We start from the raw sequence: 14,285 nt of genomic DNA, 5'->3' as shown, positions 1-14,285 counted from the left end.
CCCGCCACCTTTGTGTTGGCGACAAACTCTAGAGCGCACGGTATGAATAGCTCCCTGAGACGGTTGGCAAAGTTCACTTATTGGCTCCGACCACGGTTAGGGAATCTCAAGGTGTCCAAACCCACATCGCCAAAACGTTTTGTGCCTAATGAAATTGACGTTCGCGCCCTGCCCTGGCCGATATAGAAGTCAAATTCGCATCGGTCAGTGATCTGGTTTTCAACATGGAGCCTCAGTGTAAAGGGCTAAAACCAAGTGTTCGTTCGGGTTCAGCATATGGACTTTAAGCTTTAGCGCGTCAGCAAGCATTTAGGTGTGAGCCAATCGATAGTGCAGCGATATGCCTATCGGTAGTCCCACAACGATACGTGTCGAAGCTGACCAGAAGGGAAAGCTTCTGCCTTGGAGATAGAAGGCCAAACTGCTGACAACCAACCCTGGATCCGCTCGCGCCACCTACTCGGTTGAAAAAACGTACTCAAAGGTATAATATAGTACCTATTGGTCTTTTATGGGTATGAATACCTACCTCGGCGTGCCCGCCTTGTTTCTTGACCTAGAAATTCATGCCCCGTCTTACCGATAATTCCATCGATCTGGGAGTCGCAATGTTTAACCTCAAAGATAAGGTTGTTGTCATCACTGGCGGTGAATCGGGGATCGGTTTGGCCGTTTGTAAATCGCTTTCCGGCGTAGGCGCCAAGGTAGTCATGGGGGGGATTCAAGCAGTTCGCGGTCAAGAGGCATGCCGAGAGCTGACTGACAAGGGCGGTGAAGTTGTTTTTGTAAAGACTGACGTCCGTGATCGAGAGGAAGTGGACGCGTTGGTACGCACTGCTATCGATCATTTCGGAAAGATCGATGTGCTGATCAATAACGCAGGTGTCTTTGACGGATTCGCTGATGTAACTGAGACGACCGAAGACCTCTGGGATCAGATTATGGCCATCAACCTTAAAGGGGCATTCCTGACTTCACAAGCCGTCCTCAAGCATATGATCCCACAAGGATTTGGACGAGTGATCAACGTCTCATCGATTGGCGGCCTCGTAGGCCGGGCAGATGGCGCAGCTTACACGGCATCAAAGTTCGGCTTGATTGGCTTCACTCGGCAGATGGCAGCATCCCTGTCTCACACAGGCATTACCTTCAATACGGTTTGCCCAGGCTCTATCGCTACAGATATTCGAAGCAACTCCGCGTCGGTGATACCTTCTGCTGCGCACCTGATGAATCGCGGTGTGGGCAGCTCGGATCCAGACGCTCTGAAAAAGGTAATTCCCGCCGGACGTAAGGGTACTGTTGACGAAATCGCGGCAGCTATTATTTTTCTCGCATCTGATGAAGCTAGTTATATAACTGGCCATGACCTAACAGTTGACGGTGGTTATGTAGCGTAAACGCATTACAACACCGCTATTGAGAAGATAATATTATCGACAGCGGTGTTGATGTTATCGCCAGCCAACGTAGCCGTGCCTCTGATTCCAAAGCCGGAGTTTCCAAGCTGCTCGGAGCACCTGGCTTAATGAAGCGCAGTACCTTGTCCACAGCAGCCAATGTGCTTTATGGACATCACGCCTTGAGCTTAGCATACCCGGCGATGGTGATCTTTCTTGTCAGTTCACTACGATTACTTTGGGCCTATTCTTACAACTTATGCATTCAGCTACCCGAAACCCGAGGCAGTAACCTAGTCCAGTGAGCCCGAATTCAGTTAGGGTGCGGAGAAAACCTATCTGCACAGTGGTCGATCAAGGACGAAATTTGTGCGCCATTTCTGAACTTTAACTGCTCTTCAAAGTATATGAACAGAAACATATACATCAGTTGATCAACATCGTATAACTCAGCAAGGCTCTTTTAATCCAAGTCCTGAGCTAAATTCCCCCCTCAGCCTCTGACTGGCCTCACTTCGAGCAAATGATTAACACATATGCGAGATCAAGAGTTTCGCACTCAGGCATTGCTTCTAATAGGTAACGACTGGATTTAAAGCTTTAAACCTCAAGATGAGCATACACTAGTAATCTGTTGAGCTTTCCTTGGCCATCTCGTTAAATATCTTTGCCACCGCGGCAAAATACGCCTTCTTTCCGGCGTCAGAAAACTAGCGATTTAACTGAACTAAAATAAATTTATATCTCATAATGCTTCGAACTAAGAGCCCCTCATAAGGTCTGATTTGCGCATACCTGATATGTATCGCCGACAAAGGCGTTTGAGTTCAAAAAAACCACTATGAGTGTCATGAAAATGCAACTTTCAACACGAAAATTTCTTTTGTGTACGTCTTTGGCAGCATTTCCGCTTGCTGCGTCTTTCCCTAGCTTAGCCGCACCACCGCTAGTGGGAGAGGAAGTAGAAAAAAAAGTAGAAGCTATGCTCGGGCAGATGAGCACCTCTGATAAGTTAACTTACATTACAAGTGATGCAGGGCACATTTTGCGCGCCGTGCCGCAACTTGGTTTGCCTGCTACGATTAGCGTCGACTCATCTATGGGTATTTATAGGGACGTAATGTTCGGTACCCAGTATCCATCTCAATCTGCGCTGGCGGCCACTTGGAGTATCCCTCGTGCCAAGGAGTTCGGGTTGGCGATAGGTTACGACACCCGAGCAGCAGGAGCACAGCAAGTGCTATCGCCAGGCATGAATATGTATCGCACACCGCTAACTGGTAGAGCTGCCGAGCATGTCTCAGGCGAGGATCCATTCTTGGGCGCTGTTATGGGGCCTGCCATAACGAATGCCATTCAGGCACAGGGCGTGATGACTGCGGTTAAGCATTTTGTTGCTAATGAGCAAGATGCCAATCGCCACGCGCTCAATGTCCATGTCAGCTCACGCGCGCTACGTGAAATATATATGCCTGGATTTGAATCTGTTGTCCGGAATGCAAATCCTGCTTCGTTCATGTGCGGTTTCAACAAGATCAATGATGAGTACGCCTGCGAAAGCCATAACCTTCTGTTTGATACCTTAAAGGGAGAATGGGGTTTCAAAGGATTTGTAATTAGCGACTACAACGCCATTACTAACGGATTAAAGGCTGCTCAAGCTGGAGCTGATGTAGACTCGCCTGGCGGTCTACAAATGAACGAAAAAAACCTAACACCTTACCTTTATAGCGGTGAGCTACCACAAGTAGCTCTGGATGATAAGATTCGTCGGAATCTGCGTGGAATCGTGAGTTACGGTTTTGATAAAGGGCTACCAACGCCTTCAGGCATTGGTAACGATCCCAGAAACATTAGTGCATCATTACATATTGCACGCGAAGGAATCGTTCTGCTCAAGAACGAGTCTATTGGTGGCGGCGCAAAGCTGCTTCCGCTTAAAAAAGATGCAAAAATTGCAGTTATTGGTGATATTGCTAACCAAGCTCCCCCTTCACCTTTTGGAACAGCTTACTCCAAGGTTGAAAATCATATCAGTGAAATTGAAGGTTTGAAAAAGATTGGCACAGGCCAGGTTGATTATATAAAAAGCATGTCTTTAGATCCCCAGCAATCAGTGTGGTGGACTAAGTCTGACAGTGACACGGCGCCTGGTAAATATACCAACGGGCTAAAGGCAGAGTATTATAACAATGCTGATTTTTCAGGCGCACCTGCGCTTACGAGAACCGAACCTGGTCTAAATTGGGATTTCGCGTCGCTGACCAATACCACTGCCAAAGGTAATAGTCAGCTTACTTCTCTTTATCCGCAGCAAGGTAACTTTTCAGCCCGCTTCACTACACGGATCAAACCGACGGTTTCAGGCAATCAAGTATTCAAAGTTCGTGCGGATGGCTCTATAAAATTGTGGGTAAATAACAAGCTCATAATCGACGACCTAAATCCTGCACTTTCTAGCGACTTGGCAGGTACATATTCAAAATTCGGGCGCGCCGTCAAGCTTGAAGCCGGGCAAATGTATGACGTAAGACTGGAATACAGTCGTGCGAACAGCAAATTCATTCCGAGCCTTGGTGGTTTGTGGGGCATCCAGATGAGCTGGGCTTCATTGGCTGCGCCTGAAAATCTTGCTCAATATGATGCTGTTTATGTCGCCGCGGGCATCAATAATGAATATGAAGGCGAGGCAACCGATCATGGCTTTGACCTGCCGGAATATCAAGACGAGATGATAAAAAATGTCATTACTGCAAATGACAAAACGCTGGTCGTAATGCATGCTGGCGGAACATTGAATGTTTCGTCTTGGATTAACAAAGCGAATGGCTTCATTCACGCTTGGTATCCTGGTGCTCAGGCCGGTCGCGCTTTGGCTGAAATCGTTTTTGGTGACGTGAACCCTTCTGGCAAACTGCCTGTCACTTGGGATCGTAACCTAGAAGACAACCCTAGCTATGCGAGCTATCCTGACCCAAGGCCTTATCAGGGTGATCACGCACTATCGGACATGACCTACAAAGAAGATATCTTTATGGGTTACCGTGGTTACGATAAATCTCACAAGAAACCGCTTTTCCCATTTGGCTACGGTCAGTCCTACACGTCCTATGACTACAGCGGGCTTTCTGTCTCGCCTAAGGTTTCCCTGGCGGACACGAAAATAAATGTTAAGTTCACGGTCACCAACTCTGGAAAAGTTGCTGGTTACGAGGTCGCTCAAGTTTACGTTAGTCCGCTTAACTCCAAAATCGAACGCCCGATAAAAGAGCTTAAAGGGTTCAAGAAAATATTCTTACAACCTGGTGAGACTAAAGAGGTTTCAATTCCATTAGACTCAAGATCGTTGGCTTATTTTGATACCACTACATGGAACTGGATTGTGGATGCTGGCCAATATCGAGTTTTGGTAGGTGGATCTTCGGATAGCCTTCCTTTGAAAAACACGGTTAACAGCCTGTACAGACAAGTTCTCCCTGTAGTCAGTAGCAACCCTCTTCCGGCCAATGTGCGCGAATCAGTACAGGTTGATAGTGCTCGTGCCTACTGAGCAGTTTCGATCATAACCTGACTAACGTCTAAACTCGTTGTAAAGGTTCCCTCTAAGGCTTGACTGGGAACCTTTACATTAGCAGATCTGTGATTTCCCGACGTTCGTTTGTTGCATCAACAAAGTTTTTACAGGAAATGACGCATCATCTGCGTCGCCTCTTCGCGCCGGTGACCGTGACACAGCAGCATCTCCACAGTGCCCTCGTCCTCACCATGGACGGATGAGGGATGTTTCTCGTAGTCAAGTTACAACCATACGTGACTGCCTCTCGGAAGCGATAGCATCCTGCCCCGCGTATAAGGATTCAGCCAAGAGTCGGGCATTGGCTACACACTGCGCAATGCCATCTGATCGGGAGGTCAAATATGCATTTTCGTGCCCAGGCACGCGTTGAAAATTTAGATAGGTAAGGTCAATATCTTCATCCATATAGGTACCGTTCTGAGAAGTCCCGGTCAGGGCCCGCCTTATGGTCGACAAGATGCGTGACTTGGACTCAGCCGGAGTACAGGAAGAATCGTCTGAAATATGATCCCATAGGCGCTCGAATGAAGCATACCTTCCGACGAGAGCCGGCTTCAATTCAGCTACCCCTGCCGAAGCTTCAGTCTCGGAATTGCACGACGCCGGTTCCCTTGCCTGGACTGCCAAATCATAACGACGAGTACTTCCCCCGTAAGTAATGCGGTACACATGATCATCCATCTGTAGCTGATTAAGCCCTCGCCCGCTATAGATAGAGGCGCCTCGGCGCATTAATGCATCCATGAGCAGTTTGTAGAATGTTCTTGGGTAGAGCGATACATCCTGAGGAAAACTGAAAGCCGCCAAACTGCCTATAGGCAGGCTAACGGAACCTGATGTGCTCGCACGCTTCACCAAGATGCCGGTTCTACTGCATCCCTCAGCAAACTGCTCCAGTTTTGAGACATGCGTCTTCCTGCATTCGAAAACGATTGATCCTTCGGTCGATGCGAGTAGTTGCGCGCCAAGGTCAATCGAAATGTCCCTGAGTTCAGCGATACCCTGAAGAGCGAGCCGTCTTGAGACAGGGTCACGGTACTGACAAAGCCAGCTTGATATCAGTTCGGGAACTATTTGCGCAGCGGAACTCGGCTGAGAAAGGTAGATGTCAGCTTTGAATCCAAAACGCTGCAGGTAGTAGCCATTGAGCAGGGCCTCTATCCCGTCACCGAACACAGCCACAGCCTTCTGTGCATTCTCATAAGGCATAACTGCCCTCCTCGTTTTGATGACCGGTACTGTGTTGGAAAACCAAAAAAGACCATAGGGTATCTTTTATAGATCAGAAGGTATGTTGGTGCCATGCAAACGTCAAGCTATGAATTCGACTTCAATGTGGTAGGGCTTATTCTGCCTTCACAGGCCGTGCTACCGTGCAATCTGCCGTTCAGATTCGGTGCTAATGTCAGGTCACACCTCGGCGGCTGAGAAAGCTATGCTGTAATAACAACAAGCGTCCGGGAAACACGCCTTCCTGATGCCATCGCTTTTGGCGTCGAGGCTAGGAAGGTGAGTTCGCCGGACGGTTACGGTCTTTCTACGATTGGCGAACGATTGCTTACCTTCTTGCGGATTAAGGGTAAGCATACGCGCCCCTTTTTTGAGCACACTGAGTCAGGATGAATATTGAGATTAATCGTGCGCGCTTTGCTAATTCAGTAAGTGGCCAGGGAACACACCTTGCATAGATCAGGCAAACCCATCGCAGAAGAATTTCATCTCACATCAGTGGGTATGTGCTACATCCCGAGGCATCAATGGGACAACATCTGACCCGCCCAAATCGTTAGGTGGATGAACGCTGATGCAATCTTTGTAAATGCATCGCCGAGGTACCTTGGAGCAGGGATCGCTCGGCGATCGCTCATTTCCTAACCTTGAGCTGATCTCTCATCCAGTCGCCTGCGTCGTCGTATTTGCGCATCATTTCGTCAAATTCATCGGCAGTAAGCGCACCTCGCGTCGAGCCCTCAGCGTATTGAAGCTCGACGCTTTCAATCCGAGTAGAACCCTGGCACACATCGCACACGAGGTGGGCAACAGCTTCGATCTCAACTTGCCCGACATCCTTCATTGATTCCCCATCAACGTCCCGACCCCAATTTGTGGTTATGGTCTACCACCAGTTCGGCGAATCGTGCGAGGTCATTGATTGCGCACTGACCGTTACGATCTAAGTGAAGCCCCATTATTCCGACCAACCTTGGGCCATCCTGATCGCACTTTTTAGAATCACCAATCATCAAAACGCGCCCCCGCCCGTCGTCGAAGAGGTGTCCCGGCTCCACGTCCATTTCGCTACAAATTGATTGATAAATGACTGGATCTGGCTTGATGGATCCGACCTCATAACTGAATGCGTACCCATCCAAATTTGGGAAGAACTCTTTGATGACAGGGCCGTACGGGCTGGCCAAATTCGAGCAAATACCCAGTTTCACGCCTGCGCCTTGCAACTGCGCCATGGCCTCTAACGCATCGGGAAATGGCTCAATAGACGCGAGTTCCAGTTCCAGTGCTCGGGTTAGTTCTTGACGCTTCGATGGCGAGAGAGAGATGCCCAGCTGCGACGCCATTTCGACGAACGACAGGTTCGCAGTCATCAGGAAATGAGTGCCGCCCAACGTGAGATCACAGCCTTGGCGGCGCCCCTCTCGTATCAGCTCGCGATACGGGTTCAACCGGCGGTTGATCCGCACAATTGTTCCGAATGCGTCCAGCACCACCCCGCCGATCATTGTGCCTGCTGCACTTGGTGAGGTCGCTTCCATTCCTACTCCCTTTCTCTCTCAAAATAACCGCACGACGGCTGAAAGAGACATGGACTTCCGGCGCCCATGCCCGAGCAAAACGTACAGCTTGGACTCAGTTTGAAAAAACATGTCGTCCGTAAAATCGATCAACGGTGTCGACCGAAACCAGTGCGATCTAGAAGTAGATGAACTGTCGAACAGCACGTTAAAAACTAGCAACATTGTCGGCTTTTTTCCCTCAGCGGCCAGCTCTTTAATGACGAGGTCAGGCGCTTCCAGATCGAGCCATACCCACTCGTTCACGATACAAAAGCTGCTGTCCGGAAACTGCTCACGCGTGACTTGAATCGCATCCTCAAGCTCGATTTCACGTCCAGACATCACAACACTCGGCCCGATCATTTGCTGTACATCAAAGTCCTTCATGAATAATCCTTAAGTGAACTAGGGGCAATTTTGGCCAACGCACATCGGAACGTAAGCCCCGTTGTCACCCGCCCTACCCCAAATATCGCGATAGCCAAAGGACTGTTAGTGCGCACGCTCGGCGCCCGCTGGTTAACGAACGTTTTCAGACGAGCTACTCACCGAGCGACCAAGCTCTTCCTCCATATCACGGAAGACGCTTTCGAGACCAGGATGATGCGCTGACACACTTAACCCTCGAACAAGGGCCAGGAGCTCGCGCACTTGGGCAATAGACATTTGTAGGTCGCAGTAAACAGTGCTGTCGGCGTTATTAAGCGCCGCAATACCGCTTAGCGGGATCGGTTGGTCGACCATCGAATAGCCCCTCCTCCGTCGTGTTCCGTCACTAGCACGTAGTGATCCGCACCATCCAAGGTTTGAAAAAGCTTGAACGCCCCCCGGACAGCGATTAGGCGTACTGGTTTAGTGGCAACGGTCGCACCGTCGGGAACCATTCCAGACCGATCACAGAACACGATAGCGGCAAAGCGATCCCCGACACGAGCTGCGTTGAACAGATAAGCATCCACAAGGACACCCCAGTCGTGACTCATTGCCTGGACAACCTCGCAAGGCATACTTTCTTTTTTCATCGTTTCAGACCGAGGAAGTGCGCTCCCTGTGAAAGAGATAACGTTTGATTTCAAAGCACGAGCACTCCTCAGATTTCAATTTCGAAGAGAGGATCAAAACCTGTCGATTCGCCGGGATAGCCTCTCGGATTGGAGACCACTCTGCAGCCGCCAAGCTCGACGTCCACAGCTTGGTGGGTGTGACCAAAGACCCACAAATCCGCTTTCTCGATAAGTCTGGGCCAGTCGTTGGTGTAAGCCGCATTCAGATGCCCGTCATGCTTCGTTCCGACGACCACGGGCGATGGGGCGTGGTGAGTGATGACGATCGTTTTGCCTTGAAAATCTTGGGCAAGCTGGTGGGTCAGCCAGGCTTTAGCTGCGTGGTTGCGGGTAATCAGGTCATCTGGTCGCAGGCGTCTATATCCGGCATCTGCTCTGATGTATCTGAAGTCGTTCATGGATGCTTTGGCCATAGAGGCGGCGGCGATCTGGTCGCCAGTTGAGGAAAAATCCGTCCATGCTGCGGTGCCCAGGATGCGGGTGCCATTGATAATGATGCTTTGGTTCTCGAGCAGATGGACATGGGACTCAGCGGCGTCTCGCATTTTTTGAAGAGTTCGATCGATGTGGCCGTCATAAAATTCGTGGTTCCCGCTGATGTAAACGGTCGGGCAGGTGAAGGTCTCATTGGCCCACTTGATGCCCCGGCTTTTTTTGTCGATGTCGCCGGCAAGGATGACCAAGTCGACATCGTGATCGAGGGCCGGTGGGTCAAAGCGGTGAAATTCGTTATGCAGGTCTGAGTAAATTCGTAGCTTCATCGCTGGGTCACTTATGAATTTGCTGTTTTTCAAGGTGGTTTAGAGGTTGCACGGTGTGAGTATCTGCTCACCTGTTTGACCACCTCGCCGGCACCGTTATGAGCTCTGCTGTTTCCGAATACGTTTGATCGTCGATGGGCCTGTAACGTTTTGAATGGCGGGATTCGTGTCCCATATGCCTAGTGGCGTACGCCAGAAAATCGTGGGCTCATTCCGTCCGGCGCCCACTCGCAAACAACGTATGAGCTGCCATTGCTTGTTTCGAAGATGTGGTATCCGTGGCTCTCGAACCTTCGACGTAGCGAAGACGTCCGAACGGTCGCTCCATCTCGAAAACGCCCGCGTTGTTCTTGGTAAATCACACCTACCAGACAGCTGATTTCATGATCTACCCTCGCGCAGCACATGTAAGCGGTGGCCGGAAATTCGAACTGCACACCCATAGCACGCTCGACGCTCGCGGGAATCGAGGTCGGCTTGACCTCCGCGGCGGTTTGCAAGCTGTTCAAAGACTCATAGTCTGTCGGCATGGCAATTCACTCGATCTGTCTAGGCGCGATGTCCTGTGTTCAATGCACTTCGAAAAAAGGCCTGATAGCACCGTTTTCAAAGTAATGGTGGGCCACCACGAACAGTCCGCCCGTGTCCGCCTCTACCACCAGGTATCCGTTGCGGTGAAACCGCCTTACAACTGGCGGTGTGTGAGCTGGCAGACCCGGTGACAAGTGGCTTATGCGGTTACAGAAGATCAACCCGGTCATCCGCGGAGGTCGATACAGCGCGCATAAAAGAAACCCGACCACGTCTTCATCTGGTATCGCCGCTTTCGCCTTTCGAATCACCGTTGGTAGCCTGTTGAAGCTAAGGTCTCTTATCGTCGACCCGAAGGTTTTGATCATGAATGCCGAAGGGTCTGGCAATGCTGTGTTGCTCACTGGTGGTTCCTCGCATAAGTCCAGGTCTCTCACGCTGCTCTGTTCGCTGCACACCGATTCCGGAGACCCCCGTTCACTTCGCGCTCTGGGTTCTTCATCCAGTTCCGAGGCCGCCTCTACAGTGTTTGCCAACACCCGGACGTAACCCCTGCTGACTTGGGCTATGCAGCTCGCCTAGGGCTAGAGGATAAAAATCACAATCGACGGTTTAGGGCTAAATTGATATCTGGTAGAGAGATGTCGCCCTGAGCCGCTGCCCTTACCCGCCTGCTTGAACCCACGCAGCGGTAGGCCGAACCTCGCACTTGCGCCGTAACCATACGACTACTATATACGGTAGAGTGTTACGGCACAACATGGCTACATCCTCGGTTTTGAGGAATGCCTGTGTCGATGAAGGTACCTTTAGCCGCGATCCTTCGCGCGCTGCGAGCTCACAAAGGGTTGACCCAGGAGTCAATTCCCGAGGGGAGCAATCGTCAGTACCTGAGTCAGCTTGAGCACGGCAAGTCGAGCCCCACCTTGGACAAGCTGCAGGATCTGTCGAAAGCCTATGGGGCGTCTCCCCTGTTGCTAGTTGGCGCAGCCACCCTGATCCAGGAAGGCATAACTGTTGATGCGATCGTAGAGAGATTCGCAGAACAGATGCGCGAATTGGATGCCACCGGCACACTCGCGGCAGCGCGGGCAGAATTGGATGACGGTGGGCTACGTAGCAGGCCAGCCGGCCGGGTGATTGATCGCGATCTGAAGGTCTCGATTCAGGAGTGCAAAGCTCAGGGCTTGAGTCAGTCGCAGACGTCTCAGAATCTGGGTGTGAACAAGATGACGGTCAGCAGGTATTGGCGCGAGTCTGAATGATCCTCCCGCTGGCCCTCCCTCGGCTTTTGTCACGAGGCGTTGCGCATAAGCCTGGCTTAACCGCAGGTGATCTTATAAAGCCGAGTGGCCTTGTTCGGTATAGAGGCTCGTATTCAGAAGAGCGTCGAAAACAACACTTGACGTTATGTATAACCAAGGTGTACTTCGCCTAAGTCATCCTGTAACGCAGAGTGGAACTCAACCTGCAGGCATGGATCTAGGTCTAGAATACGGACAATTCTTCGACATCATCGCATAAAGGCATCGATGAAGCCCAGGAGCAGCGACGTAGTCGGCTGTGCCGTGGAAGACGTTTGACCCGGGATCTCGCTGACTCAAGCCAGTTAGGTACAAGAGTGGCATCGCTTAGGCACCCCTTGGAGGGCTATCACCAGATGCTAATCACAAGCGTGTCCATAATGTCAGATCGGCCGTCAACGAATCTCATTATACCGTGTGAGCTGGGAACGTAGACGTTACGTCTGCCGGTTTCAACAAGCTTTGAAAATGATGTCCGCTGGTTGCAGGAACATCTTTCCCGTGACCGAGCAGCCAACAGGCGTGGGGAGATAAAGTAACTTTTCTGCTTGTGATTCTTCCCTCCAATTTTATCTCGACGTGTCAACGTGTATGAGGCATTCATGCAGCTAAAAGATTCATTAGCGATCAAGGCTCTAGAAATGACGGTGTCAGAATACGTCCGCTCGTGGGCACTTTCAGCTTCTAGTGCTCCCCATACGTCAAAAAAAGACACTAACTGGGTCAGGAGAATTTCTCTGAGGCTTACGGCACTTTTAGCGAGTAGATCACTATAAACCTCCAACATAGGAGCGTTCGACCTCATGCTTTGGTGTTCAGGTAACGTCGAAACACCCCCTGATGAAACCAGCCAAGCACAGTAAGCAGACACGCAACTGCATCTTTCTGTAAAGTTCAGGATGTTCAATTGACCGTGGCTAAGACCTCTAATAGCATTGAAACACTTACGGTGCGGGGTAATATAAGCTTTGTGTAAATAGCGGCGAATGGATTTTACGCACTTTACGACGTCAACTGGATCGACGTTGAGCTCAATGTGTCTAGCCAGGCTGCTGGTATGTTCGGCCGAATCGGTCGTCACAAGAGGTGTCGGGGGATGGTCTAGTTCATTTGATCGCGAAATGTAATTTACACTACAAATTTCATAGGGGAATGGGGCGCTTTGCCAGGGGAGATCAAATGGAAGGCCGGCGTAGCGACGAACGTACTCAAAATAAAACTGGCTGAGCTCAAAATCTTTTGGGCCAGATATCTTTGGGATAACGTCAGAAACTGCCCCCAACTCAAGTCGTTCAATTGAGTCCAGCCAGCGCTGATATTCATCCCCCACTCTCTCAAATTCCTGGACGTCCTGATCAGACAGGGTCACCATAGGTACACGCGCCTCGACAAAGGCCCTCAGATGCTCGCAGGTACCATATTTCATTAGAGGTTGTGTAAAAAGACTTCCACCCTTGTATAACGCATTTGAGCAGCGACTGCAGTGAACCAAGACCTTGTTATGCACAGGACAACTATGTATTAAAGGGTTCAAAAAAATCGCCGAATGATAATTAGCATCAATGCACTCTTGGCAGTGGCGGATGCTCTGACGACGCCCATGGTGTAACGGTTGGAAATTTAAACCTAGAGATGCCTGAGCTAGGGTTAATTTCGACAAGCGCAGACGCGTATTTAAGCAAGGCAACAGGAGCTCAGGTACCACTCCTCCGCTGCCTAAAATTGATACGCCGTGGTGAGTTACATCAAGATTTGTGAGCAACGTTTTCAAGCTAAGGCGGTTGATGACAAGCGCTTTGGTTACAATCAGCCAACAAGATTGATAAGCCGTTTCAACCTTGGGATACGATAAAGTTTTAAGAATCAACTTGATCATCCCCCGTAACGTCGACAAGTCCGGCGAATTCAGCCATCCCGGAAATTTTGATCGCGCGGCTCACCATGGTAGGTGTTAAGACAAATTCTGGCTTATCCTCTGACCTACCAGTCGCGAGCATGTATCCGATAGCCGTGAAGAGATGCGCCGTAGGAATAATTTTGGCTTTCGAATTAGAAACCGCCTTCTTGGCTTCCTTATAAATCAATTCTGAACAGCTTTGAAGCCTAAACCCTGCAGCATAAGCAGTGGGAAGAAAAAACTGCGTGTAAGTACACGTACTCATCTCTGGAAATTGTAACCCATCATCAAACTGTTGAAGAGTAGACGCCAGCCAATCAATTTTTTTGCAGCCATGAAATCTACCCCGCCGACTCAAAAACCTTGCGACGAGCGCTATCTTTCCTGCGCTGACCAGCGATGTACGCATACTGTTAATCTGGTGCTGCGCAAACCCAACAGTAGTGAGAGAAATATTATTTAATTTCAACTCATTTTGTATGGCTTGCAACCCCTGATAGTCCTTGTCTACCATTGCCTGCATTTCGTCAATCATCAGCAAGCAATGCTTCCCATGTTTGCCAGATAGCTCGCACACAATATGATCAATCACACGATCTCGAATTTCCGCTAGTGAAATTCGATATTTATCTTTTTCAAGCCCAAGGCTTTTAAATATGGTTGGAACAATGCCTTTTTCTTTTTCTGGATCACAAGATGCGAGGATAATCATTTTATCCGGAAATTCTTGCGAGATCAGGTAGCGAATGGCTTTAGCGCATTCAGTTTTGCCCATTCTGGGCGTAGACCAAAAATACATACTTGGTTCACTCAGATAAATTAAATCCCTCACTCTCTCATACACATCTACGATGGTGGGCGTCAATGTGAAATACGTTTTTAGCATAATGGGATGCTGAGACATCAGCTCGTCCCTCGCAGCTGTATCCAGCGGGTCAAATATGCGCATGCAGAGCTCC

12 protein-coding genes are annotated in these 14,285 nt (G+C 49.8%); 3 read left to right on the top strand and 9 right to left on the bottom strand.

Going from position 1 to position 14,285, the window contains the following annotated elements; genetic code table 11:
- Nucleotides 1–608: 608 nt before the first annotated feature.
- A complete protein-coding gene (locus JOE33_RS00415; protein ID WP_025991028.1) occupies nucleotides 609–1,400 on the top strand; it encodes an SDR family NAD(P)-dependent oxidoreductase in 792 nt (263 codons plus the stop codon).
- Nucleotides 1,401–2,250: 850 nt separating this feature from the next.
- Nucleotides 2,251–4,950 (top strand): glycoside hydrolase family 3 C-terminal domain-containing protein, encoded by a 2,700-nt coding sequence (locus tag JOE33_RS00410; protein ID WP_239642855.1) that lies wholly within the window; start codon nucleotides 2,251–2,253, stop codon nucleotides 4,948–4,950.
- A gap of 243 nt (nucleotides 4,951–5,193) precedes the next feature.
- On the opposite strand, the gene JOE33_RS00405 is transcribed toward JOE33_RS00410, so the two are convergent.
- The 7 genes from JOE33_RS00405 to JOE33_RS00375 form a co-directional block, all read right to left on the bottom strand.
- The gene (locus tag JOE33_RS00405) at nucleotides 5,194–6,186 is read right to left on the bottom strand and encodes an FAD-dependent oxidoreductase (RefSeq protein ID WP_010434578.1); all 993 of its coding nucleotides are present in this window, start codon (nucleotides 6,184–6,186) and stop codon (nucleotides 5,194–5,196) included.
- Nucleotides 6,187–6,841: 655 nt separating this feature from the next.
- Nucleotides 6,842–7,051, bottom strand: coding sequence for a hypothetical protein (locus JOE33_RS00400; protein WP_010434576.1), 210 nt, complete (start codon nucleotides 7,049–7,051; stop codon nucleotides 6,842–6,844).
- 10 nt (nucleotides 7,052–7,061) lie between these two features.
- The gene (locus JOE33_RS00395) at nucleotides 7,062–7,748 is read right to left on the bottom strand and encodes an HAD family hydrolase (protein ID WP_100069513.1); all 687 of its coding nucleotides are present in this window, start codon (nucleotides 7,746–7,748) and stop codon (nucleotides 7,062–7,064) included.
- Nucleotides 7,749–7,766: 18 nt separating this feature from the next.
- Nucleotides 7,767–8,156: a hypothetical protein gene (locus tag JOE33_RS00390; protein WP_010434571.1), complete on the bottom strand. Its 390-nt coding sequence runs from the start codon at nucleotides 8,154–8,156 to the stop codon at nucleotides 7,767–7,769.
- Nucleotides 8,157–8,288: 132 nt separating this feature from the next.
- On the bottom strand, nucleotides 8,289–8,513 hold the full coding sequence (locus JOE33_RS00385; RefSeq protein WP_010434569.1) for a hypothetical protein: 225 nt from the start codon (nucleotides 8,511–8,513) through the stop codon (nucleotides 8,289–8,291).
- A gap of 346 nt (nucleotides 8,514–8,859) precedes the next feature.
- A complete protein-coding gene (locus JOE33_RS00380) occupies nucleotides 8,860–9,594 on the bottom strand; it encodes a metallophosphoesterase (RefSeq protein ID WP_010434562.1) in 735 nt (244 codons plus the stop codon).
- A gap of 569 nt (nucleotides 9,595–10,163) precedes the next feature.
- Nucleotides 10,164–10,529, bottom strand: coding sequence for a hypothetical protein (locus JOE33_RS00375; RefSeq protein ID WP_010434561.1), 366 nt, complete (start codon nucleotides 10,527–10,529; stop codon nucleotides 10,164–10,166).
- 393 nt (nucleotides 10,530–10,922) lie between these two features.
- Here JOE33_RS00375 and JOE33_RS00370 point away from each other — a divergent pair, with 393 nt between their 5' ends.
- Entirely contained in the window at nucleotides 10,923–11,390 is a 468-nt protein-coding gene (locus tag JOE33_RS00370; protein WP_010434560.1) for a helix-turn-helix transcriptional regulator, read from the top strand.
- Between the two features lie 388 nt (nucleotides 11,391–11,778).
- On the opposite strand, the gene JOE33_RS00365 is transcribed toward JOE33_RS00370, so the two are convergent.
- Together JOE33_RS00365 and JOE33_RS00360 are read right to left on the bottom strand one after the other, a co-directional pair.
- The gene (locus JOE33_RS00365) at nucleotides 11,779–13,305 is read right to left on the bottom strand and encodes a hypothetical protein (RefSeq protein WP_157769318.1); all 1,527 of its coding nucleotides are present in this window, start codon (nucleotides 13,303–13,305) and stop codon (nucleotides 11,779–11,781) included.
- Nucleotides 13,286–14,275, bottom strand: a complete 990-nt coding sequence (locus JOE33_RS00360) for an ATP-binding protein (protein WP_010434556.1) — start codon at nucleotides 14,273–14,275, stop codon at nucleotides 13,286–13,288. The genes JOE33_RS00365 and JOE33_RS00360 overlap by 20 nt, the downstream gene beginning before the upstream one ends.
- Nucleotides 14,276–14,285: the final 10 nt, after the last annotated feature.

It is taken from the genome of Pseudomonas sp. PvP027 (assembly GCF_017833005.1).
Taxonomy (GTDB): domain Bacteria; phylum Pseudomonadota; class Gammaproteobacteria; order Pseudomonadales; family Pseudomonadaceae; genus Aquipseudomonas; species Aquipseudomonas congelans.
Note: the sequence above shows the minus strand (reverse complement) of the source record. Positions and strands in the feature narration are given on the sequence as shown.